20 protein-coding genes are annotated in these 22,204 nt (G+C 70.4%); 10 read left to right on the forward strand and 10 right to left on the reverse strand.

Annotated features, from left to right (window positions below):
- Nucleotides 1-20 precede the first annotated feature (20 nt).
- The 6 genes from gap to ACOJV7_RS13060 all read right to left on the reverse strand — a co-directional run bounded on the left by gap (nt 21) and on the right by ACOJV7_RS13060 (nt 6,661).
- Nucleotides 21-1,025 carry a type I glyceraldehyde-3-phosphate dehydrogenase gene (gene gap, locus ACOJV7_RS13035; RefSeq protein ID WP_420190637.1) on the reverse strand — a complete coding sequence of 335 codons (1,005 nt, stop codon included), beginning with the start codon at nt 1,023-1,025 and terminating at the stop codon, nt 21-23.
- 274 nt (nt 1,026-1,299) lie between these two features.
- The gene (gene whiA / locus ACOJV7_RS13040; protein ID WP_035949794.1) at nt 1,300-2,280 is read right to left on the reverse strand and encodes a DNA-binding protein WhiA; all 981 of its coding nucleotides are present in this window, start codon (nt 2,278-2,280) and stop codon (nt 1,300-1,302) included.
- Nucleotides 2,281-2,300: 20 nt separating this feature from the next.
- Nucleotides 2,301-3,257 (reverse strand): gluconeogenesis factor YvcK family protein, encoded by a 957-nt coding sequence (locus ACOJV7_RS13045; RefSeq protein ID WP_420190638.1) that lies wholly within the window; start codon nt 3,255-3,257, stop codon nt 2,301-2,303.
- Nucleotides 3,254-4,144, reverse strand: coding sequence for an RNase adapter RapZ (gene rapZ / locus ACOJV7_RS13050; RefSeq protein WP_420190639.1), 891 nt, complete (start codon nt 4,142-4,144; stop codon nt 3,254-3,256). The genes ACOJV7_RS13045 and rapZ overlap by 4 nt, the downstream gene beginning before the upstream one ends.
- Nucleotides 4,137-6,107: an excinuclease ABC subunit UvrC gene (uvrC, locus tag ACOJV7_RS13055; protein WP_420190640.1), complete on the reverse strand. Its 1,971-nt coding sequence runs from the start codon at nt 6,105-6,107 to the stop codon at nt 4,137-4,139. Before uvrC ends, rapZ begins: the two co-directional genes overlap by 8 nt.
- Nucleotides 6,108-6,178: 71 nt before the next feature.
- Entirely contained in the window at nt 6,179-6,661 is a 483-nt protein-coding gene (locus tag ACOJV7_RS13060) for a Rieske (2Fe-2S) protein (RefSeq protein WP_420190641.1), read from the reverse strand.
- Between the two features lie 202 nt (nt 6,662-6,863).
- Between ACOJV7_RS13060 and ACOJV7_RS13065 the strand changes: the two genes are divergently transcribed.
- The 5 genes from ACOJV7_RS13065 to ACOJV7_RS13085 all read left to right on the forward strand — a co-directional run bounded on the left by ACOJV7_RS13065 (nt 6,864) and on the right by ACOJV7_RS13085 (nt 12,466).
- Nucleotides 6,864-8,081 carry a branched-chain amino acid ABC transporter substrate-binding protein gene (locus ACOJV7_RS13065; RefSeq protein ID WP_420190642.1) on the forward strand — a complete coding sequence of 406 codons (1,218 nt, stop codon included), beginning with the start codon at nt 6,864-6,866 and terminating at the stop codon, nt 8,079-8,081.
- A gap of 110 nt (nt 8,082-8,191) precedes the next feature.
- Nucleotides 8,192-9,115, forward strand: a complete 924-nt coding sequence (locus tag ACOJV7_RS13070) for a branched-chain amino acid ABC transporter permease (RefSeq protein WP_420190643.1) — start codon at nt 8,192-8,194, stop codon at nt 9,113-9,115.
- Nucleotides 9,112-10,890 carry a branched-chain amino acid ABC transporter permease gene (locus tag ACOJV7_RS13075; RefSeq protein WP_420190644.1) on the forward strand — a complete coding sequence of 593 codons (1,779 nt, stop codon included), beginning with the start codon at nt 9,112-9,114 and terminating at the stop codon, nt 10,888-10,890. The genes ACOJV7_RS13070 and ACOJV7_RS13075 overlap by 4 nt, the downstream gene beginning before the upstream one ends.
- Entirely contained in the window at nt 10,887-11,756 is an 870-nt protein-coding gene (locus ACOJV7_RS13080) for an ABC transporter ATP-binding protein (RefSeq protein WP_420190645.1), read from the forward strand. The genes ACOJV7_RS13075 and ACOJV7_RS13080 overlap by 4 nt, the downstream gene beginning before the upstream one ends.
- Before the next feature lie 5 nt (nt 11,757-11,761).
- Complete coding sequence (locus ACOJV7_RS13085; RefSeq protein WP_474542934.1) at nt 11,762-12,466, forward strand: ABC transporter ATP-binding protein; 705 nt, start codon at nt 11,762-11,764, stop codon at nt 12,464-12,466.
- A gap of 131 nt (nt 12,467-12,597) precedes the next feature.
- On the opposite strand, the gene uvrA is transcribed toward ACOJV7_RS13085, so the two are convergent.
- Nucleotides 12,598-15,804, reverse strand: a complete 3,207-nt coding sequence (uvrA, locus tag ACOJV7_RS13090; protein ID WP_420190647.1) for an excinuclease ABC subunit UvrA — start codon at nt 15,802-15,804, stop codon at nt 12,598-12,600.
- Between the two features lie 72 nt (nt 15,805-15,876).
- Between uvrA and ACOJV7_RS13095 the strand changes: the two genes are divergently transcribed.
- From ACOJV7_RS13095 to ACOJV7_RS13105, 3 genes are read left to right on the forward strand one after another with little or no spacing between them, the layout of a single operon-like run.
- Nucleotides 15,877-17,034, forward strand: a complete 1,158-nt coding sequence (locus tag ACOJV7_RS13095) for a hypothetical protein (protein ID WP_420190648.1) — start codon at nt 15,877-15,879, stop codon at nt 17,032-17,034.
- Nucleotides 17,035-17,039: 5 nt separating this feature from the next.
- A complete protein-coding gene (locus ACOJV7_RS13100; RefSeq protein WP_420190649.1) occupies nt 17,040-17,732 on the forward strand; it encodes a maleylpyruvate isomerase family mycothiol-dependent enzyme in 693 nt (230 codons plus the stop codon).
- Between the two features lies 1 nt (nt 17,733).
- On the forward strand, nt 17,734-18,399 hold the full coding sequence (locus tag ACOJV7_RS13105; protein ID WP_420190650.1) for an MBL fold metallo-hydrolase: 666 nt from the start codon (nt 17,734-17,736) through the stop codon (nt 18,397-18,399).
- Nucleotides 18,400-18,407: 8 nt separating this feature from the next.
- Here the strand turns inward: ACOJV7_RS13105 and ACOJV7_RS13110 are convergent, their stop codons facing one another.
- Complete coding sequence (locus ACOJV7_RS13110; RefSeq protein ID WP_420190651.1) at nt 18,408-18,620, reverse strand: hypothetical protein; 213 nt, start codon at nt 18,618-18,620, stop codon at nt 18,408-18,410.
- 196 nt (nt 18,621-18,816) lie between these two features.
- On the opposite strand from ACOJV7_RS13110, the gene ACOJV7_RS13115 reads away from it, so the two are divergent.
- Nucleotides 18,817-19,689, forward strand: a complete 873-nt coding sequence (locus ACOJV7_RS13115; protein WP_420190652.1) for an EamA family transporter — start codon at nt 18,817-18,819, stop codon at nt 19,687-19,689.
- A 32-nt stretch (nt 19,690-19,721) separates the two neighbouring features.
- On the opposite strand, the gene ACOJV7_RS13120 is transcribed toward ACOJV7_RS13115, so the two are convergent.
- Nucleotides 19,722-20,705, reverse strand: a complete 984-nt coding sequence (locus ACOJV7_RS13120) for a TerC family protein (protein WP_420190783.1) — start codon at nt 20,703-20,705, stop codon at nt 19,722-19,724.
- 329 nt (nt 20,706-21,034) lie between these two features.
- Here ACOJV7_RS13120 and ACOJV7_RS13125 point away from each other — a divergent pair, with 329 nt between their 5' ends.
- Nucleotides 21,035-21,862 carry an alpha/beta hydrolase family protein gene (locus ACOJV7_RS13125; protein WP_420190653.1) on the forward strand — a complete coding sequence of 276 codons (828 nt, stop codon included), beginning with the start codon at nt 21,035-21,037 and terminating at the stop codon, nt 21,860-21,862.
- On the opposite strand, the gene ACOJV7_RS13130 is transcribed toward ACOJV7_RS13125, so the two are convergent.
- On the reverse strand, nt 21,826-22,182 hold the full coding sequence (locus tag ACOJV7_RS13130; RefSeq protein ID WP_420190654.1) for an MmcQ/YjbR family DNA-binding protein: 357 nt from the start codon (nt 22,180-22,182) through the stop codon (nt 21,826-21,828). The two genes, ACOJV7_RS13125 and ACOJV7_RS13130, sit on opposite strands and share 37 nt — an antisense overlap.
- Nucleotides 22,183-22,204: the final 22 nt, after the last annotated feature.

The raw sequence follows: 22,204 nt of genomic DNA on the forward strand, positions 1-22,204 counted from the left end.
TCGTCAGGCCTCGGTGACGCTCAGAGCGAGGAGCCGACGAGGGTGACGAGGTCGGCGAGGCGGTTGGAGTAGCCCCACTCGTTGTCGTACCAGCCGACGACCTTGACCTGGTTGCCGATGACCTTGGTGAGGCCGGCGTCGAAGATGCACGAGGCGGGGTCGGTCTCGATGTCCTTGGAGACGATCGGGTCCTCGGTGTAGACGAGGACGCCCTTGAGCGGCCCCTCGGCGGCGGCCTTGATCGCGGCGTTGACCTCCTCGACGGTGGTCTCGCGACCGGCCTCGAAGGTGAGGTCGGTGGCCGAGCCGGTCGGAGTCGGCACGCGCAGCGCGTAGCCATCGAGCTTGCCCTTGAGCTCGGGCAGGACGAGGCCGATCGCCTTCGCGGCACCGGTCGAGGTCGGCACGATGTTGAGCGCGGCGGCGCGGGCGCGGCGGAGGTCCTTGTGCGGCGCGTCCTGGAGGTTCTGGTCCTGGGTGTAGGCGTGGATCGTCGTCATGAGGCCCTTGACGATGCCGAACTCATCGTTGAGGACCTTGGCCATCGGGCCGAGGCAGTTCGTCGTGCACGAGGCGTTGGAGATGATGTGGTGCGAGGCGGCGTCGTAGTCGCCGTCGTTGACGCCCATGACGATGGTGACGTCCTCGTTCTTTGCCGGGGCCGAGATGATGACCTTCTTGGCGCCGTTGTCGAGGTGGGCCTTGGCGGCCTCGGCGTCGGTGAAGAAGCCGGTCGACTCGACGACGATGTCGACACCGAGGTCGCCCCACTTGAGGTTCTTGGGGTCGCGCTCGGCGAACGCCTTGAAGGTCTTGCCACCCGCGGTGATCTCGTCCTCGGTGGAGGTGACGTCACCGTCGAAGCGGCCGAGGATCGAGTCGTACTTCAGCAGGTGGGCCAGCGTGGCGTTGTCGGTGAGGTCGTTGACGGCGACGATCTCGATGTCGGCGCCGGACGCGACCACAGCGCGGTAGAAGTTGCGGCCGATGCGGCCAAAGCCATTGATGCCAACGCGGACAGTCACGAGCGTTCTGCCTTCCGAAGAGGTGGGGGCGCGCATGGAGGAGCCACGGCACCCTTGATGGCTCCAACCCTAGTGGTGTGACCCGGGTCACCTCCGCGGAGGTCCGCAGTGCGGAACGCTCCGCTCCACTCCCCCACGGATCGGCGCCGCGAACCGCCCCGTCGCTCGCCTCACGAGCGCGGTATGCCGTCCGCCCTCGTTGCCCGGACCGCTCCCGTCCCCGACCGGTCCAGACCGGTCCCGACAGACCGCCCGACCCAGCGGGCTGGTCCACTCAGCTGTCGAGCATGTCCGGAGTGAGGTTGGCGTCGGTGCCGGGGATGCCGAGATCCTCGGCGCGCTTGTCGGCCATGGCGAGCAGCCGGCGGATCCGCCCGGCGACGGCGTCCTTGGTCATCGCGGGCTGCGCGAGCTGGCCGAGCTCCTCGAGCGAGGCCTGCTTGTGCTGGAGGCGCAGCTGGCCCGCCTCGCGCAGGTGGTCGGGGATGTCGTCGCCGAGGATCTCGAGCGCCCGGCCGACCCGCGACCCGGCGGCGACGGCCGCCCGGGCGGAGCGGCGCAGGTTGGCGTCGTCGAAGTTGGCGAGGCGGTTGGCCGTCGCCCGCACCTCGCGGCGCATCCGGCGCTCCTCCCACGCGAGCACGGCGTCATGGGCGCCGAGCCGGGTGAGCATCGCGCCGATGGCGTCACCGTCACGGATGACGACCCGGTCGATCCCGCGGACCTCGCGGGCCTTCGCCGAGATGCCGAGCCGGCGCGCGGCGCCGACGAGGGCGAGGGCCGCCTCCGGGCCCGGGCAGGTGAGCTCGAGGGCCGACGAGCGGCCCGGCTCGGTGAGCGAGCCGTGCGCCAGGAAGGCGCCGCGCCACGCGGCCTCGGCGTCGCAGACCGACCCCGAGACGACTTTGGGCGGCAGCCCGCGCACCGGGCGTCCGCGACCATCGATGAGCCCGGTCTGCCGCGCCAGTGCCTCGCCGTCCTGGACGACCCGCACGACGTAGCGGCTGCCCTTGCGCAGCCCACCGGCCGCGAGCACGAGGACCTCGGGCGTCTGGCCGTAGAGCTCGTGGATCTCTCGACGCAGCCGACGGGCCGCGTTCGCGGTGTCGAGCTCCGCCTCGACGACGATCCGGCCCCCGATGATGTGCAGACCCCCGGCGAACCTCAGCGTGGCGGCAACCTCGGCCTTGCGGCAGCACGGCTTGGTCACCTCGTGGCGGCTGAGCTCGTCCTTCACCTTCGCCGTCATAGCCATGGCGTTCATCCTGCCACGCGTCATCGGGGGCGGCTTCCCGAGCCAAGGACGTCCTGCAGCGCGGCCGCGAGGCGCAGCCGGTCATGCTGGGTCGGAGACTCCGACATGCCCACCCGGTGCACGTGCAGCTCCGCACCGAGGTCGCGACACGCCTGCGCGAGAGCGGATTCGTCGTCGACGACCGACGGGTCGGCCAGGACGGCGTCGAGCCGGATCTGGGGCGCGTACGCCGCAAACGACTGGAGGTGGTGGATCGCGCTGAACCCCGCGGTCTCGGTCGTCACCATCTCGAGGTTGAGGACGAGCAGTCGCTTCGCCCGGGTCACGGAGAGTGCCTCGGCGAGGTCCGGGACGAGCAGGTGCGGCATCACCGACGTGAACCAGGACCCCGGCCCGAGGACGACCCAGTCGGCCGAGCGGATCGCCGCCACCGACTCCGGGTAGGCCGGCGGGTCCGGTGGCAGCAGCCGGACCGCGTGGACCTCGCCACGGGTCCTGGCCACCTGGGCCTGGCCGCGCACGACCGACATCTCGTCGGGTGCCTCCCTGCGGGCCCCCAGGACGTCGGCCTCGATGTCGAGCGGCACGGCGGCCATGGGCAGGACCCGGCCGCGGGCGTTGAGAAGCCGACCGACGAGCTCGAGCCCGGCGACCGGGTCGTCGTGGAGCTCCCAGAGGGCGACGATGAGGAGGTTGCCGAGGGCGTGGCCGCCGAGCGGACCCGTGCCCTCGAAGCGGTGCTGGAGCACGTCCCGCCAGGTGTGGCCCCACTCGGTCTCCTCGCAGAGCGCTGAGAGCGCCATGCGCAGGTCTCCGGGAGGCAGGACGCCGAACTCACCGCGCAGCCGGCCCGAGGACCCGCCGTTGTCGGCGACCGTGACGATCGCGGTGATCTCGTCGGTGACGAAGCGCAGGGCAGCGAGCGACGCCGCGAGCCCGTGGCCACCCCCGAGCGCCGCGACGACGGGCCCGCTCACTCGCGCCCCAGGTCTCGGTGGACGAGGAAGGTGTCGATGCGATCGGTGCGCAACCGCTCGGCCAGGGCCTCCGACATCGCGACCGAGCGGTGCTTGCCGCCGGTGCACCCGATGGCGAGCGTGGCGTAGCGCCGGCCCTCCGAGAGGTAGCCGCGGGTCACCGGCTCCATGAGCCCGACGACCCGGTCGAGGAACTCCTCGGCGCCGGTCTGGCCGAGGACGTGGTCGGACACCTCGGGGTCGCGCCCGTCGAGGTTGCGGAGCTCGGGTACCCAGAACGGGTTGGGGAGGAAGCGCATGTCGAAGACGAAGTCGGCGTCGAGCGGCACGCCGTACTTGAAGCCGAAGGAGAGCAGGGCCAGGCGCAGGGCCGGTCCGCGGTTCTGGCCGAAGAGGGGCGAGACCTTGCGCGCGAGCTGGTGGACGTTGAGGCCCGACGTGTCGATGACGATCTGGGCGCGCGAGCGCAGGTCGCGCAGGACCTCGCGCTCTCGCTGGATGCCGTCGAGCAGGCGTCCCTCACCCTGGAGCGGGTGCGGGCGGCGCACCGACTCGAACCGGCGCACGAGGGCCTCGTCGGTCGCGTCGAGGAAGACGAGCTGCGGCGTCCACCCCTTGTCGCGGAGCTGCTGGACCGCTCCCTCGAACGCCGCGAAGAACTGCTTGCTGCGGACGTCGACGACGGCGGCGATCTTGATGGCGTGGACCGTGTCGCGGGTCTGGTCACCGAGCTCGGCCATCGAGGGCAGGAGCTGCGGGGGCAGGTTGTCGACGACGTACCAGCCCTGGTCCTCCATGACGTTGGCCGCCGTGGTGCGCCCGGCTCCGCTCATGCCCGTGACGATGACGAAGTCCGCTGCGGAGGCCTGTGCGGCGTCCTCACTCATTGCTCTCCCTGTGCTCGTCCACGATCTCGCCGGTCATGAGGTTCACGGTCGGTTCCGCGGGTGCCCCAGTCAACTCGCGTTGGATGACCTCCGCCAGCGAACGGCCGATTCCCGGGACCTCGACGAGGTCCTCGGCGCTCGCGGCGCGGATCCGCTTGACCGAGCCGAACTGCTTGAGCAGCGCCTTGCGCTTCACCTCACCCAGACCCGGTATGCCGTCCAGCGCGGAGTTCGTCATCGCCTTGCTCCGGCGCTGGCGGTGGAACGTGATGGCGAAGCGGTGCGCCTCGTCTCGCAGCCGCTGCAGGAGGTAGAGGCCCTCGCTCGTGCGCGGCAGGACGACCGGGAAGTCCTGACCCGGGACCCAGACCTCCTCGAGCCGCTTGGCGAGCCCCACGACCGACACGTCGACGATCCCGAGGTCCTCGATGGCGCGGGCGGCCGCGTTGACCTGCGGCAGGCCACCGTCGACGACGACGAGCTGGGGTGGGTAGGCGAACCGGGTCGGACGACCGGTCTCCTCGTCGCGGCCCTGCGGCTCGTCGCGGTCCTTGAGGTAGCGACGAAAGCGCCGGGTCAGCACCTCGTGCATGGCGGCGGTGTCGTCGACGGTCACGGGCGTCCCGTCCTCGCCGTCGCCCTGCCCGCGGACGATGAACCGGCGGTACTCGCCCTTGCGCGGCAGCCCGTCCTCGAAGACGACCATCGAGCCGACGACCTGCGTGCCCTGGACGTGGCTGATGTCGAAGCACTCGATGCGCAGCGGCGACTCGTCGAGCTCGAGCAGCTCCTGGAGCTGCTGGAGCGCCTGCGAGCGTGCGGTGAGGTCGCCGGCGCGGGCGACCTTGTGGCGGGCGAGGCTCTGGCTGGCGTTCCGCTCGACCGTCTCCATGAGGGTGCGCTTGTCCCCACGGCGCGGGACGCGCAGGTCGACCCGGCTCCCGCGCAGGCCCGAGAGCCACTCCCCCAGGCTGGCGTCGTCCTCGGGCAGGACGGGCACGAGGACCTCGCGCGGGACGGCCTCGCCCTCCTCGCCGCCGTAGAGCTGCTGGAGGAGGTGGCCGACGACCTCGGGGACGGTCTCGAACTCCTTCTCGGCGACCCATCCACGCTGACCGCGCACGCGCCCGCCACGGACGTGGAAGACCTGGACGGCGACCTCGAGCTCGTCGTCGGCGAGGGCGAAGACGTCGGCGTCGGTGCCGTCGCCGAAGACGACCGCAGACTTCTCGAGCACCCGCTGCAGGGCGCCGATGTCGTCGCGCAGCCGAGCAGCCGTCTCGAACTCCAGCTCGTCGGAGGCCGCCTTCATCTGGCGCTCGAGCCGCTTGACGAACTTCGTGCTCTCGCCCGCCATGAAGTCGCAGAAGTCCTCCGCGATCTGCCGGTGGTGCTCGGCGTCGACGCGCCCGACGCACGGGGCCGAGCACTTGTCGATGTAGCCGAGCAGGCACGGACGACCCACCTGGCTCGCACGCTTGAAGACGCCGGCGGAGCAGGTGCGCATCGGGAAGACCCGCAGGGCCTGGTCGAGCGTCTCGCGGATGGCCCACGCGTGGGCGTAGGGGCCGAAGTAGCGGGTGCCCTTGCGCTTGGCGCCGCGCATGACCTGCGCGCGCGGGAACTCCTCCCCCATCGTCACCGCGAGGTAGGGGTAGGACTTGTCGTCGCGGTACTTGACGTTGAACCGCGGGTCGAACTCCTTGATCCACGAGTACTCGAGCTGGAGCGCCTCCACCTCGGTCGTGACGACGGTCCACTCGACGCTCGCGCCGGCGAGCACCATCGACGCCGTCCGCGGGTGGAGCTGGCCGATGTCCTGGAAGTAGGAGGAGAGCCGGGACCGCAGCGACTTGGCCTTGCCGACGTAGATGACGCGGCCGTCCTTGTCGCGGAAGCGGTAGACCCCCGGGTCGGTCGGGATCTCCCCCGGCCGGGGACGGTAGGTCGACGGATGGGCCACGCCCCAACCCTAGGACGCGCCCCTGACGGGACCACACGGCATACGGGCGTTTGCCGTCCGCGCTGCGTCGGCTACGTGACGCTGATGCCGTCGGCTCCCACGGTGACCTTCTTCTCGGGCAGGGCCTTGGTCGCGGGGCCGCCCTTGACCTCGCCGGTGGCGATGTCGAACGTGCTGCCGTGGCAGGCGCAGTTGATCGTGCCGCCCTCGACGCCGGTCACGGTGCACCCCTGGTGCGTGCAGACGGCGGAGAACGCCTTGTAGTCGCCCTCGGTGGGCTGGGTGACGACGACCTTGGCCGAGTCGAAGACCTTGCCGCCGCCCACGGGGATGTCGGCCTTCTGCGCGAGGTCCTTGGCGGCACCCGCGGCACTCGACGCGGCGTCGCTCACCGCGTCACCCGCCGCCTGGTCGGCGTCGCTGCCGCAGGCACTGAGAGTCACCCCCGCGACGGCGACGATGCCCGCAGCCCGCATGGCGTCACGACGGCCGCAGCAGCCGAGCGCCGAGGTGGACGGGGTGGCTCGGTCCTGACCTTCGAGATTCGTCTCCATCGCGCCAGTATGCCGACGGATCCTGTTGTGCGCCTGTGAAGATCGCACACATTTGTGTGCTTTCGAGGTTGGTAACGACTCGGCACAATCTCGCCGAAGTGCGGCGGAATTCGTGGGTGTCGTGGTTATTGTTCGCCGTGCTCGCACACCCGTCGCGAGCTCCTCGGCCATCGGCCGCGGGAGAAGAATTTCAGGAGGAAACGTGGCTCAGCGTTCCGTCATGACCGTCGGCGCCTCGATGCTGGTGGCTTCACTCGCCCTCGCAGGGTGTGGCACCCGCGGTGAGGACAGCGGCGACACCGGCGGCGACACCGGCGGCAGCGCCAAGGTCGCCAAGATCGGCGTCATCGCGCCGCTCTCGGGCGACCTGTCGGCACTCGGCAAGGGCATCCAGCACTCGGTCGAGCTGGCCGTCAAGCAGGCCAACGACAGCAAGGCGATCCCCGGCTGGACCCTCGAGGTCGAGGCCGTGGACGACGAGGGCAAGGCCGATGTCGGCAAGAACGGCGCGACCAAGCTCGCGTCGGACGACGACGTCATCGGCGTGGTCGGCAACCTCAACTCCAGCGTCAGCCAGCAGACCCAGCCGGTCTTCGCCGCCGCCAACATCACCCAGATCTCGCCCGCCAACACCGGCCCCGCCCTCACCCGCGGCGCCGACGGCAACTCGCGTCCCTACAAGACGTTCTTCCGCACCTGCACCACCGACATCGCGCAGGGCGGCTTCGCGGCCAAGTTCCTCATCGACCAGGGCATCAAGTCGGTCGCGACGATCCACGACAAGAAGACCTACGGTCAGGGTCTCGTCCAGTACTTCACCGAGGCCTTCAAGGCCGCCGGCGGCACCGTCGTCGCCGCGGAGACGATCAACCCGGACGAGTCCAACTACGCCCCGGTCGTCTCCAAGGTCGCCCCGTCCAAGCCGGGCGCCGTCTACTACGGCGGTGAGTACCCGCAGGCCGGCCCGCTGTCCAAGCAGATGAAGGCCGGTGGCCTCAACGTGCCGCTCATGGGTGGCGACGGCATCTTCGACCCCAAGTTCGTCGAGCTCGCGGGCTCGACCTCCAACGGCGACCTCGCCACCTCCGTCGGTGAGCCGACCGAGAACAGCGAGGCCGGCAAGAAGTTCCTCGCCGACTACGAGGCCGCGAAGTACGCCGAGCCGGCCGCTGCCTACGGTGGCTACTCCTACGACGCCGCCAACGCCATCATCGAGGCCCTCAAGGTCTCCCTGAAGGACGCCAAGGACGTCAAGAGCGCCCGCCAGGCCACGGTCGACGCGGTCGGCAAGGTCTCCTTCGAAGGCGTCACCGGCAAGGTGTCGTTCGACGAGTTCGGCGACACCCTCGTCAAGGTCATCACGGGCTACAAGGTCGAGGGCGGCAAGTTCGTCAGCGTCAAGTCCGAGAACGTGAGCTGACCCGGTACCGACCGAAAGCTGACGTACTTCATTCGAGCAGGGGCGGACGAAGGTCCGCCCCTGCTTGAATGTGCCAGCCCCCTCAATCCAGGAGAGGTGACGGGTCGACGATGACCGAGTTCCTTCAACAAATCGTGAACGGGTTGACCCTCGGGTCCCTGTACGCCCTGATCGCCGTCGGCTACACCGTCGTCTACGGCATCGTGCAGCTCATCAACTTCGCCCACGGCGAGGTCTTCATGATCGGGGCCTTCGGCGCCCTCGCCACGTGGACGGTCCTCTTCAAGGGCCAGACCGGCCTCTGGGTCCTGCCGATCATGGTGCTCGGCGCCGTGGCCGTGTCGGTGCTCACCGCCGTGGTCATGGAGCGGATCGCCTACCGCCCCCTGCGAGGCGCACCACGCCTCGCGCCCCTCATCACCGCCATCGGCATCTCGGTGTTCCTCCAGGAGGCCGTGCGCCTCTTCTACCCGGGCGCCAAGAGCAAGCTCAGCTTCCCCGAGATCGAGGTCGTCACCGGCCCCGGCCTCTCGTTCGGTGGCCTCAACATCCAGCGGGCCGCGGTCTTCACCGTCGGTGCGCTCCTCGTCTCGGCCGCGCTGCTCTGGTTCTTCGTCAACCGGACGCGACTCGGCCAGGGCATGCAGGCCGTGTCGCAGGATCCCGACACCGCTCAGCTCATGGGCATCAACGTCAACCGGATCATCGTCATCGCCTTCGCCCTCGGTGCTGCGCTGGCTGCCGTCGGTGGTGTGGCCCAGGGCCTGCTCAACTCCAACATCGACTTCCGCATGGGCTTCCTCGCCGGACTCAAGGCCTTCACGGCCGCCGTCCTCGGAGGCATCGGCAACATCCAGGGCGCCATCGTGGGTGGCCTCACCCTGGGGATCGCCGAGTCGATGGCGACCCAGTTCATCCCCGGCCAGTTCGGTGGATCCGCCTGGAAGGACGTGTGGGCCTTCGTGCTCCTCATTCTCGTGCTCGTCTTCCGGCCTCAGGGCCTCCTCGGCGCTCGGGTGGTGGACCGCGCATGAGCACCTCGACCCCCTCGAACCCGCCCACGCCGGCCACCTCCGTGGCACCCGCGCACTCCGACCACGACGACGACGTCGTCGCCACTCCGTGGCTCGAGCGCGTGCCGGGTCGCGGCAGCTCGGCGGCCACCCCGTTGGGTCTGGCCGGAGCCCTCGTCCTCATCGCCGGCACGTTCCTCTCGTGGAGCTACACCGGCGACGTCCTTGGCGACCTGTCGGTGAACTTCTGGCCCGGCGGCGTGCAGATCTGCATGATCGTCCTCGGCCTCGTCGCGGTCGTCTTCCTCCTCGCCCACCGCGGCCCGCTCTCGCGCCTCGGTGCCTGGCTCGACACGGCTGCCGCCGTGCGCGCCCTCGGGATCGGCGCCGTCGTCTACATGGTGGGGTGCCTTGGCACCATCGCCTACCAGTCCGGCGGGCTCATCAACGTCAACCCCGGCGGCTGGATCTCGCTCGTCGGCGCGCTCCTGCTCGCGGCGTCCGGGCTCATGCTCGTCTCGCGCCAGACCAAGGACCCGCTCTTCGCGAAGACCTCGTCGTGGCTCGAGATCGTCACGATCATCGTGCTCATGGCGCTCGTCCTCTTCGGGGCGGCCTACGCGCTCGACGTGGGTGACGGTGCGAGCTTCGTGCTCTTCCTCGTCTTCGTCGGGTTCGTCGCCCTCGCCCTCGCCAGGGCCGGCGTGTTCACGTGGATCGGGCTCATCGCGCAGAAGAACCGCCAGGTGCTCATGCTCGGCGCGTTCGCGGTGGCGTTCCTCTTTCCGTTCACCCAGGGCGGGTCCGACGAGAACATGTCGATCGCGACCCAGGTCCTCATCTTCGCCGCCACGGCCCTGGGCCTCAACATCGTCGTCGGCCTCGCCGGCCTGCTCGACCTCGGCTACATCGCCTTCCTCGGCGCCGGAGCCTACGTCGGTGCAGTCCTGTCGGCGTCCGCCTTCGCCACGATCGACTGGAAGCCGCCGTTCCTCGTCGTCGTCATCATGGGCGCCTGCATCTCGGCGATCCTCGGCCTCATCATCGGGTCACCGACCCTGCGCGTGTCCGGCGACTACCTCGCCATCGTCACGCTCGCGTTCGGTGAGATCTTCCGCCTGACGATGGGCAACCTCGACGGCAACAACGGCCCGGTCCTCACCAACGGTCCCAACGGCATCCCGGCCATCCCCGACCTCAACTTCTTCGGGTTCGACTTCGGGCAGCCGCACACGATCGCGGGCATCACGCTCGGCCGGTTCGCGAACTACTACTTCCTGCTGCTCGTCATCGCGGCGATCATCATCCTCGTCTTCACCCGCCTCAACAACAGCCGCATCGGCCGCGGCTGGGTGGCGATCCGCGAGGACGAGAAGGCAGCCGAGGCCATGGGCGTCAACGTCTTCGGCCTCAAGCTGTTCGCGTTCGCCGGTGGTGCCTTCCTCGCCGGCATGGCCGGAACGGTCAAGGCCCACCACGACGTCTCGGTCACCCCTGACCAGTACATCTTCCTCGAGTCCGCGTTCCTGCTCGCCGCCGTCGTCCTCGGCGGCATGGGCACCGTGGCCGGTGTGCTCGTCGGTGCGACGATCCTCAAGCTCCTCCCCGAGAAGCTGCGCTTCGTCGCCGACTACCGGCTGCTCATCTTCGGCCTCGTCCTCGTCCTCATGATGCGGTTCCGCCCGGAGGGCCTCGTGGCCAGCCAGCGCCGCAAGCTCGAGTTCCACGAGGACGACGAGGAGCTGGCCCAACGCATCGAAGAAGTCCACCTCGAGGAAGCGGAGGCCAAGGCATGACCGTCACGGACACGACGCCCGTCGGCACGACCGACCAGGCGTCCGGCACGATCCTCGAGGCCCGCGGCGTCACCATGCGCTTCGGTGGTCTCACCGCGGTCAAGGACGTCGACATGGTCGTCCACCCGGGCGAGATCGTCGGGCTCATCGGGCCCAACGGTGCCGGCAAGACGACGTTCTTCAACTGCCTCACCGGGCTCTACAAGCCCACCGAGGGCGAGGTCCGCCTCCTCGGCGAGGTCATCCCGCCGAAGCCGCGGGCGGTCGTCATGGCCGGCATGGCCCGGACGTTCCAGAACATCCGGCTCTTCGCCAACATGACGGCCCTCGAGAACGTCATGGTCGGCCGCTACTGCCGCACCAGCTCGATGGCGCTCACCTCGATCCTGCGGGGACCGAAGTTCCGGCGTGAGGAGGAGGCCACCCGGGCCCGTGCCCAGGAGCTCCTCGAGTTCGTCGGCCTCGGCGACTCGGCCGAGAACCTCGCTCGCAACATGCCCTACGGCGACCAGCGGCGGCTCGAGATCGCGCGCGCACTGGCCACCGACCCGAAGCTCATTCTCCTCGACGAGCCCACGGCCGGCATGAACCCGCAGGAGACGAAGCAGGCCAGCGACCTCATCTTCCGGATCCGCGACAGCGGGCTGGCGGTCGTGGTCATCGAGCACGACATGAGGTTCATCTTCAACCTCTGCGACCGCGTGCTCTGCCTCGTCCGCGGTGAGGTCCTCGTCGAGGGGACGCCCGGCGAGGTGCAGTCCGACCCGCGGGTCATCGAGGCCTACATCGGTGGGTCGGACGTCGACGAGGACGACGAGCCGGCACGCGCCTCCGAGGCCGCCGCAACCAAGGAGGAGCAGCAGTGAGCGCCATGCTCGAGGTCAGGGACCTCGTCGTCGCCTACGGCAAGATCAAGGCCGTCAAGGGCATCAGCTTCACCGTCGACGAGGGTGAGGTCGTCACCCTCATCGGCACCAACGGTGCGGGCAAGACGACGACGCTCCGGACCATCTCCGGCCTGCTCCGTCCCGCGAGCGGCTCGATCCGCTTCCAGGGCAAGCGGATCGACGAGACCCCGGCGCACGACATCGTCACGCTCGGGCTCGCCCACTCCCCCGAGGGCCGCCGGATCTTCCCGCGGCTCACGGTCGAGCAGAACCTCCTGCTCGGGGCGTTCGCCCGTCGTGATGGCGACGTCCGGAAGGACCTGCAGGCCGCCTACGACCTCTTCCCCATCCTCGGGGAGCGCAAGTCGCAGGCCGCAGGCACGTTCTCCGGTGGTGAGCAGCAGATGCTCGCCATGGGCCGCGCGATGATGAGCCGCCCCAAGCTGCTCATGCTCGACGAGCCGTCGATGGGTCTGTCCCCGCTCATGATGAAGACGGTCATGTCGACGGTGACGACGCTCCAGGAGCAGGGCACGACGATCCTGCTCGTCGAGCAGAACGCCCAGGCCGCGCTCAAGCGGGCGAGCAAGGGCTACGTGCTCGAGGTCGGCAAGATCGTCCTCTCCGGCACCGGCTCCGAGCTCCTCGAGAGCGACGAGGTCCGCAAGGCCTACCTCGGCGAGGACTAGGCGAGCGGGTCCCACGCTTCGCGTGGGCGCGGGTCCCACCGGGACCGCGACGAAGGGCCCCGCACCGGCAACGGTGCGGGGCCCTTCGTCGTGCGTGGCCGGCATACGAGGTGGGTATGCCGGCCACCTGCCTAGGCGCTCTTGCGCGGCGTCCGCGTGGCCGACCCGTCCTGTGACGAGCGTGAGGACACGGTCTTGCGCGTGGCCTTGGCGGGCTTCGTCGTGCTCGCCGTCGCCGTCGTCGTCGTCGACGCCGACGTGGCCGTCCGCGCGGCAGCGGTCCGCTTCGTCGCCGGGGTCTTGGCGGTGGCCTTCTTCGTCGTGCCGGCCTTGGACGTCGCCACGGCCTTCGTGGCCGGCTTGCTCGCGGCCGCGTTCTTCGCCGAGGCCGGCTTGCGGGTCGTCGTGCGCGACGTCTTGGCAAGGACCGGAGCGAGGAACCGGCCGGTGTGGCTGTCGGGGTTCTCCGCGACCTCCTCGGGCGTGCCGGTCGCGACGACCGTGCCGCCCTTGTTGCCACCCTCGGGTCCGAGGTCGACGATCCAGTCGGCGCTCTTGATGACGTCGAGGTTGTGCTCGATGACGAGGACGCTGTTGCCCTTGTCGACGAGCCCCTGGAGCACGCCGAGCAGCTTGCGGATGTCCTCGAAGTGCAGACCGGTGGTCGGCTCGTCGAGGACGTAAATCGTCCGGCCGGTGGAGCGCTTCTGCAGCTCGGTCGCGAGCTTGACGCGCTGGGCCTCACCACCGGACAGCGTCGGCGCCGGCTGACCGAGGCGCACGTAGCCGAGCCCGACCTCGTTGAGGGTCGTCATGTGCCGTGCGATGGCGGGTACCGCGGCGAAGAACTCGGCGGCCTCCTCGATCGGCATGTCGAGGACGTCGGCGATCGTCTTGCCCTTGAAGTGGACCTCGAGCGTCTCGCGGTTGTAGCGCGCGCCGTGGCACACCTCGCAGGGCACGTAGACGTCGGGCAGGAAGTTCATCTCGATCTTGATGGTGCCGTCGCCGGAGCACGCGTCACAGCGGCCACCCTTGACGTTGAAGGAGAACCGTCCGGGCTGGTAGCCGCGGATCTTGGCCTCGGTCGTCGTCGCGAAGAGCTTGCGGATCGCGTCGAACACGCCGGTGTAGGTGGCCGGGTTGGACCGCGGCGTGCGGCCGATCGGCCCTTGGTCGACATGGACGACCTTGTCGAGGTGCTCAAGCCCGGTGACCGTGCGGTGACGGCCGGGGACGTGGCGGGCGCCGTTGAGCTTGTTGGCGAGGACGTTGTAGAGGATGTCGTTGACGAGGGTCGACTTGCCCGACCCCGAGACCCCGGTGATGGCGACGAGGTTGCCGAGCGGGAAGCTCGCACTCACGTCGTGGAGGTTGTGCTCGCGCGCGCCGACCACGGTGACCTCGCGGCCTGCAGTCTGCGGGCGGCGCTCCGCCGGGACCGGGATCTCCTCGCGGCCGGAGAGGTACCTGCCGGTGAGCGAGGTCTCGTGGGTGAGCAGGTCGGCGACGGTGCCGCTGTGGACGACCTCGCCACCGTGCTCGCCCGCGCCTGGGCCGATGTCGACCACCCAGTCGGCCGTGGCGATGGTGTCCTCGTCGTGCTCGACGACGATGAGCGTGTTGCCGAGGTCGCGCAGGCGGGTCAGCGTCTCGATGAGCCGGTGGTTGTCGCGCTGATGCAGGCCGATGCTCGGCTCGTCGAGGACGTAGAGGACGCCGACGAGGCCGGACCCGATCTGGGTGGCGAGGCGGATGCGCTGGGCCTCGCCGCCCGAGAGCGTGCCGGCCGGGCGGTCGAGGCTGAGGTAGTCGAGCCCGACGTCGAGGAGGAAGCCGAGGCGGGCGTTGATCTCCTTGATGACCCGCTCGGCGATCTGGCGCTCACGGACGGTGAAGTCCACGTCCTCGAGGAACTTCGCGGAGTCGGAGATCGGCAGGGCGCAGACGTCGGCGATGCTGTGACCGCCGATGAGCACGGCGAGGGACTCCGGCTTGAGGCGGCTGCCGCGGCAGGAGGGGCACGGCACCTCGCGCATGTAGCCCTCGTAGCGCTCACGGCTCCAGTCCGAGTCGGTCTCGGCGTGACGGCGCTTGACGAACGGGATCGCGCCCTCGAAGCCCGTCGTGTAGGACCGCTCCCGGCCGAACCGGTTGCGGTACTTGACGTGCACCTTGTGGTTGCGTCCGTTGAGCAACGCCTCGCGGGCACGCTCGGGCAGGGCGCGCCACGGGACGTCGACGCTGAACTTGAGCTCCTCGGCGAGCGCGCCGAGCACGCGCTGGAAGTACTCGGAGGCGCCGCTCCCCGACGCCCACGGCGCGATGGCGCCCTCGGCGAGGCTCAGCTCGTCGTTGGGCACGATGAGGTCGGCGTCGACCTCGAGCTCGGTGCCGATGCCGGTGCACACCGGGCAGGCGCCGAACGGGGAGTTGAACGAGAACGAGCGGGGCTCGACCTCGTCCATCGTCAGCGGGTGGTCGTTGGGGCACGCCATCCGCTCCGAGTAGCGCCGCTCACGCGGCAGGCCGCTCGGGTCGTCGTCGGACGTGACGTCGACGAACTCGATGACGACGACGCCACCGGCGAGCCCGAGCGCGGTCTCCACGGAGTCGGTGAGACGGCGCTTGGACGACGCGTCACCGCCCTTGGCGACGAGGCGGTCGACGACGACGTCGATGCTGTGCTTGACCTGCTTCTCGAGCTTGGGCGGCTCGGTGAGCGAGACGACCTCGCCGTCGACCCGCGCCCGGGCGAACCCCTTGGACTGCAGCTCGGCGAAGAGGTCGACGTACTCGCCCTTGCGGGCGCGCACCACGGGGGCGAGCACCTGGAAGCGGGTCCGCTCCGGCAGCTCGAGCAACCGGTCGACGATCTGCTGGGGGCTCTGGCGGGTGATCGGCTCGCCACACGTGGGGCAGTGCGGCCTCCCGGCGCGGGCGAAGAGGAGGCGGAGATAGTCGTAGACCTCGGTGATCGTGCCGACCGTCGAGCGCGGGTTGCGGTTGGTCGACTTCTGGTCGATCGACACCGCCGGCGACAGGCCCTCGATGAAGTCGACGTCGGGCTTGTCCATCTGCCCGAGGAACTGCCGGGCGTAGGCGGACAGCGACTCGACGTAGCGGCGCTGGCCCTCGGCGAAGATCGTGTCGAAGGCCAGCGACGACTTGCCCGAGCCGGACAGCCCGGTGAAGACGACGAGGGAGTCCCGGGGCAGGTCGACGGAGACGTCCTTGAGGTTGTGCTCACGCGCGCCACGCACGACGAGGCGGTCGTGGGTGGCGCTCCCGGAGCGGCGGGAAGGCGAGGTGGTCGCGGCAGAAGTCACGCCCTCCATGCTAGGTGGACCCACCGACAGCCACCGTCCGGCGCCGGGATGCGGCCTCGGCGCGCACCTAGAGTGGCGCCTGTGAGCGTGCGCGCGGTGCTCGTCGGACTCGTCGCCGGGTCCGCCCTGCTGTGCGGCGCCTGCACGAGCGGGTCGACGGGCTCGCCCGGGACGTCCCCCTCCCCCGCCACCACGACGACGCTGCGGTGGGAGCAGGTCCCCCTCCCGCCCGGGTTCGAGCCGGTCACGCTGGCCACGGCGGGTGACGACGTCGTCGTCGGCGCCACCGCCCCTGGCCGGCCGCGTCCGCGCCTCCTCGTCGGCCCCGGCCCCGATCGCCTGCGCGAGGTCCCGCTCGCACCGAGGTCGCCCTACGCCTTCGAGGGCCGCTGGTTCCAGGTCGTCACCCGCGGTGGCCGCATCGACGCCATCGCCGGGGCCCGTGGCGGCGCCCACGGCAACTACCGGTGGACGACGTGGTCGGGCACCGCTGCGGGCGTCGCGGAGCAGGAGCAGCCGTTCGGGGTTTTCGGCAGCTATGGCGCCGGTGACCTTGCCGGGATCGCGTATGCCGGCACGTCACCGGTCGTCCTCGGTGCCTGGCAGAGCGAGCAGACGGGAATGGACGTCGCCACGTGGACCCGCAGCGGGGACCGGTGGTCCCGACGCACCTCCACGGGCACTCCCCTTGCCAGCACCCCCGAGGAGCTCGTCGACGCCCGGGTCATCACGGCTCGGGGCGACGGCCTGCTCCTCGGGGGCTCGGTGACCCGGCTCGCTCCGGGATCGGTCGAGGTCGTCCCGGCGGCGTGGACCTCCCCCCGCCCGTCCGGACCCTGGACCCGGGTCGACCTGTCCCGGAGCGGCGACCGCGGCACCTCGGAGGTCGACGGGGCCGTCTGCGCGCGAGACCGGTGCGTCCTCGCGGGCGTGACCGACGGGCGCCTCTCCGTCTGGGAGGTCACCGACGACACCACCGCGGAGCCACCGGGGACCCCAGCGGTCGGCGTGCCCGACAACGCGTCGGTGCCGTCGCCGGTCCTCCTCGGGGACGACGTCGTCCTCGTCGCGCCCACCGAGCGCGGGTCCACCCTGCTCCGGCGGTCCGGCAGCGCCTGGTCGACTGCCGACGGCCCACCGGGTCCGCCCGCCTCCGTCGTCGTCCACGGCGACGAGGTGTGGGTCGTCACGAGCGCCGGGCGTGGCACTCCCGCGCTCTGGCGGGCGCGCGTAGCCTGACGAGCGTGACCGTCCTCCTCGCCGCCATCGACGAGCACACCGCCCGGCTCGTCTCCGACGCCCGTGCCTGCGACGACTTGTCCGCGCCCAGTCTGTGCGAGGGGTGGACGCGGGACCACGTCCTCAACCACCTCGCCCGCAACGCCGAGGCGCTCGTCCGTCTCGTCGGAGCAGCCGTCGACGGCACCGGCGAGACGATGTACGCCTCCCCCGAACGCCGCGACAGCGACATCGACGACGGCGTCGGGCGCGACCCGCAGGTCGTCGTGGCCGAGGTGGAGGACACCGCCGTCCCGCTCGCCCAGGCGCTGCGCCGGCTCGGGCCGGAGCACCGTGACGTCGTGCTCGAGCGGACGCCGGGCGGCCCGACGTTCAAGGGCGGGATGCTCCCGTTCATGAGGCTGCGCGAGATCGTCTACCACCACGTCGACCTCGACCTCGGGTTCGGCTTCGACGACCTCGAGGGCGACCTCCAGGTGCTCTTCCTCGAGAACGAGCTCAAGCGGCAGCAGGGCGTCGACGGCGCCCCACCACTCGTGCTGCGCAGCGACGAGGGCGACACGTGGGCCGTCGGCCACGGCACCGACGACGTCGCCCCCGTCACCGGGTCGCGCGCCGGCATCCTCACCTGGCTGGCCCGCCAGGACCCGAGCGGAGTGCGCGCCGAGACGCTCCCCGAGCTGACCCCGGGACTGTGACGTGACGGCATACGACGGCGACGTCTCCCCCGGCGGTCCGGCGCAGGTGCGCGAGCTCGCCCACCTCGTCATCCGCAAGGTCGCGGTGTCCGAGATGTCCAACAACGCCTACCTCCTCACCTGCCGCGCGACCGGCGAGCAGCTGCTCGTCGACGCAGCGGACGACGCCGCACGCCTCGGGGCCCTCGTCCGCGAGGGCAGCGGCAGCCTCGACCACGTCGTGACGACCCACCAGCACTGGGACCACGTGCGCGCGCTGCGCGACCTCGTCGACGCCTTCCACCCGCGCACCTACGCCGGGGCCGACGACGCCGACGCCCTGCCGGTGCGACCCGACGTCCGTCTGCGGCACGGCGACACCATCACCGTCGGTGACGCTCGGCTCGACGTCGTGCACCTGCGCGGCCACACGCCCGGCTCGGTCGCGCTCGCCTACCCCGATCCCGAGGGACACACCCACCTCTTCACCGGCGACTCCCTCTTCCCGGGCGGCGTCGGCAACACGAAGAACGAGGGACAGAGCTTCGACAGCCTCATCGAGGACGTGACGACCCGCGTCTTCGCCGTCTACGACGACGACACCTGGGTCTATCCGGGGCACGGCGGCGACACGACCCTCGGCGCCGAGCGCCCGCATCTCGACGAGTGGCGCGAGCGCGGCTGGTAGTCCCGCCCCTAGGGGACCTCGATCTCGTGCTGGCGGAGGGTCTCCTCGAGCAGGCTGAGCCGTGAGTCCGACGTGCGGACCTGCTGCTCGAGCGCACCCACCCGCACCTCCAGCAGGTTGAACCGGTCGGCGATGCTGCCGGCGAGGCGGTCCAGGCGTTCGTTCGCCTCGTGCGCCTCGACCTCGGCAAGCCCCTCGTCGTCGTGGACGTCCTCGTTCATCGGGTGCTCATCTCCTCTCCGGCACGTGCGGGACACGCAGGTCGTCCCCGCTCCCACCAGCATGCCCGACGGGGCCGGGCTGCGGAACGGCCGCCGAGGGGGCCACCCGTCCGTGGACCGCGCTGTCGTCGGCGCCGCCGTGTCTCACGGTGTGGCGGCACCGGGCCTGCCGCAACCTCACACCTACCCTGACGAGGTGTCGCGCCTCAGCTCGGTCCCCGCACCCCTTCTCGTCCTCGCCGGGGTCGTCTCGGTCCAGTTCGGTGGCGCGCTCGCCGCGACCCTCGTGCCCGAGATCGGGGCCGGCGGGTCGGTCGTCATGCGCCTGCTCTTCGCGACCGTCATCCTCCTCGCGATCGCCCGGCCGCGCTTCCGGGGCCACTCGCGACGGGCCTGGCTCACGGTCCTCGGGTTCGGGCTCGCGCTCGGCCTCATGAACTTCACGTTCTACGGCTCGCTCGCGCACCTGCCGATCGGCGTCGCGGTGACGATCGAGTTCCTCGGCCCGCTGCTGCTCGCGGCCTCGCTGTCACGCCGGCTCGTCGACCTCGCCGCGGTCCTCGCCGCCGGTGCGGGGGTCCTCCTCATCTCGGAGGCGCTCTCGGTGCCGTTCGCCGAGCTGGACTGGACCGGGCTGGGACTGGCCGCGACCGCGGGAGCCTGCTGGGCGGCATACATCATCTTCAGCGGGCGCACGGGAGCCGAGTTCGACAAGCTCGAGGGTCTCGCGCTCGCGATGGTCCTCGCGACGCTCGTGACGCTGCCGTTCGGGCTCGCGTCGGTGCCCGAGTGGGACGCGAGCGTGCTCGCCCGCGGGCTCGGCATCGCCGTGCTGTCGTCGGTCCTGCCCTACTCGCTCGAGCTCGTCGCTCTGCGCCGGCTCACCGCCCAGGTCTTCGGGATCCTCCTCAGCCTCGAGCCGGCCGTCGCCGCCCTCGCCGGGCTCATCGTCCTCGGCCAGGTGCTCCACGGCTGGCAGCTCGCCGGCATGGGCCTCGTCGTGCTCGCGTCGGCCATCGTCCTTGGCCTGGGAGCGCGCAAGGACCCCGCCGAGTCGACGGGGTCCTAGCGCTGGCGTGGCCGGTATGCCGGCCGCTCCGGTCAGGCGTTGATCTCCTCCTTGGCGTCCCGCTTGGACTTCCAGAGCGAGGCGATGGTCGTGACGCCGAGGATGACGACGATCGCGCCGAGCGACACCGAGATCGGGATGTCCCAGACCTTGAAGTGCTCGCCGCCGTTGATGAAGGGCAGCTCGTTCTCGTGCAGGGCGTGGAGGATGAGCTTGACGCCGATGAAGGCGAGCAGCACCGCGAGGCCGAGGCTGAGGTAGACGAGCTTCTGGAGCAGGCCACCGAGCAGGAAGTAGAGCTGGCGCAGGCCCATGAGCGCGAAGAGGTTCGCGGTGAGGACGAGGTAGGGCTCCTTCGTCAGGCCGTAGATCGCCGGGATCGAGTCGAGCGCGAAGAGCAGGTCGGTCGTGCCGAGCGCGAGGACGACGATGAAGAGCGGCGTGACGACGCGCTTCGCGTTCTCCTTGACGACGAGCTTGGTGCTCCACTCCTTCGTCGAGGGCAGGGTCTTCTCGACCCACTTCATGAAGCGGTTCTCCTCGTACTCCTCGTCGTCGCTCTCACCCTCGGTGGCGAGCTTGATCGCGGTGTAGATGAGGAACGCGCCGAAGATGTAGAAGACCCACGAGAAGTTGTTGATCGCCGCAGCGCCGAGCCAGATGAAGATGCCGCGCAGGACGATCGCGATGATGATGCCCCACATGAGGGCGGTCTGCTGGAACTTCTCGGGCACGGCGAACTTCGCCATGATGAGCAGGAAGATGAAGAGGTTGTCGACCGACAGGGAGTACTCGGTCAGCCAGCCGGCGTAGAACTCGCCCGCGAGCTGGCTCCCATGGCTCAGCCAGACCCAGATCCCGAAGACCACCGCGGCGCCGATGTAGAACGAGAGCGCGAGGACGAGCTCCTTCGTCGACGGGCGGTGCGGGTTGCGCGCGATCATGATGACGTCGAAGAGCAGCACCGCGGCAGCGATGCCGATGGTGAGGAACCACTGCCAGGCGGCGACGTTCATCGACGGCGTCGCAGCCGCCAGTGAGGTGAGGGTGTGCACGTGCGGAACCTTCCGAGGGTCGGGTGCGTGTCCCGGAGGTCTCTCCCGCCCTGGGCAGGACCGGATCCCCGGGCCGGATCGTGAGGGCCGTGATGACGAGGAGTCCGCGCCGGGGATACTCCCCTCCGCTTGGACGATTCTCGCATGCGCGGAGCGCATCGCGACAAGTCGTCCACGCGGAGGGGGCCCGCCCTCCGCTTGACACGGCTTCGCTCGTGAGATGAATCCTGACCACCGGAGTGGGCCCGCCCTCCGCAGGTGGCCCTCCACACGCGCACTACGCTGCGGGCGTGCCCACGCGCCGCGGAGTTCTGCTCGGACTCGTCGCGCTCCCCCTCGTCGCGTGCTCGCAGCAGTCCCAGCCCGCGCCCGAGAAGGAACGAAAACCCGTGCGTCTTGCGTATGGCGACGATGCGTCGCAGTTCGGTGAGCTGACCCGGCCCTCGGGGCCCAGCAAGGGCGTCGTCGTCGTCATCCACGGCGGCTTCTGGAAGGCGGAGTACGACCTCGAGCTCGGCCGCCCGCTTGCCCGCTCCCTCGCCGAGCAGGGCTGGACGGCGTGGAACATCGAGTACCGGCGGGTCGGCATCGGCGGTGGCGCGCCATCGACGTTCGACGACGTCCACGCGGCCATCGAGCAGCTGGCGACCGTGGACGACGTCGACACGTCGCGCGTGCTCACCCTCGGGCACTCGGCCGGTGGGCACCTCGCGGTCTGGGCCGCCGGGCGCCAGCGGTATGCCGGCTGGCAGGAGTCACGCGTGCGGGTCACCGGGGCGTTGTCGCAGGCCGGAGTTCTCGACCTCGTCGCCGCCGACCGCGACGACCTCGGCTCGGGCGCGGTGCCGGCCCTGCTCGGTCACGCAGCCACGGCCGAGGATGCGCGCTACGACCCGCGGCAGCAGGTGCCGCTGGACGTGCCGGTGCGGTGCATCCACGGCCGGGCGGACGACATCGTCCCGCCGTCCCAGTCGAGCGACTACGTCGCCGCGGCCACCGCGGCCGGGGCAGACGCCGCCGTCGAGCAGGTCGACGGGGACCACTTCGTGGTCATCGACGTCGAGTCGGCGGCCTGGACCCGTCAGCTGGAGCTGCTCGACGAGCTCTCGGGTCGCTGACTGCGCGGGAGCCCCGCGACGACGAGTGCGTAGGACGTGTCGACGGCCTCCCTCAGGGCCTCGTCGGGGATCGCACCATCGAGGCTGAGCGTGTTCCAGCCGTGCCGGCCGATGTAGGCCATCACGGACGCGTCGCCCGGGAACTCGGCGAGCCACTCGTCGGCCTCGGCTCGGGTACCGAGCTTGACCCCGACGCCCGCGGATCCGAGGAAGGCGAAGATCTTGTCGCCGACCTTGGCGACGTCGTCACCCTCCCACGGCTGGTCCGCCCACGCGCCGGGCTTGCCCAGCGCGTAGGCCGAGAGCTCCTCGGGAGTCACCAGTCCCCTCGGACCCGGCTGG

It is taken from the genome of Knoellia tibetensis (assembly GCF_048606415.1).
Taxonomy (GTDB): domain Bacteria; phylum Actinomycetota; class Actinomycetes; order Actinomycetales; family Dermatophilaceae; genus Knoellia; species Knoellia tibetensis.

What these genes read in the sequence shown, in the direction of transcription:
- ACOJV7_RS13080 (WP_420190645.1), top strand. Translation starts at nt 10,887, where the DNA reads ATGACCGTCACGGACACGACGCCCGTCGGCACGACCGACCAGGCGTCC.
- ACOJV7_RS13120 (WP_420190783.1), bottom strand. Translation starts at nt 20,705, where the DNA reads ATGAACGTCGCCGCCTGGCAGTGGTTCCTCACCATCGGCATCGCTGCC.
- rapZ (WP_420190639.1), bottom strand. Translation starts at nt 4,144, where the DNA reads ATGAGTGAGGACGCCGCACAGGCCTCCGCAGCGGACTTCGTCATCGTC.
- whiA (WP_035949794.1), bottom strand. Translation starts at nt 2,280, where the DNA reads ATGGCTATGACGGCGAAGGTGAAGGACGAGCTCAGCCGCCACGAGGTG.
- ACOJV7_RS13070 (WP_420190643.1), top strand. Translation starts at nt 8,192, where the DNA reads ATGACCGAGTTCCTTCAACAAATCGTGAACGGGTTGACCCTCGGGTCC.
- ACOJV7_RS13075 (WP_420190644.1), top strand. Translation starts at nt 9,112, where the DNA reads ATGAGCACCTCGACCCCCTCGAACCCGCCCACGCCGGCCACCTCCGTG.
- uvrA (WP_420190647.1), bottom strand. Translation starts at nt 15,804, where the DNA reads ATGGAGGGCGTGACTTCTGCCGCGACCACCTCGCCTTCCCGCCGCTCC.
- ACOJV7_RS13110 (WP_420190651.1), bottom strand. Translation starts at nt 18,620, where the DNA reads ATGAACGAGGACGTCCACGACGACGAGGGGCTTGCCGAGGTCGAGGCG.
- ACOJV7_RS13085 (WP_474542934.1), top strand. Translation starts at nt 11,762, where the DNA reads ATGCTCGAGGTCAGGGACCTCGTCGTCGCCTACGGCAAGATCAAGGCC.
- ACOJV7_RS13060 (WP_420190641.1), bottom strand. Translation starts at nt 6,661, where the DNA reads ATGGAGACGAATCTCGAAGGTCAGGACCGAGCCACCCCGTCCACCTCG.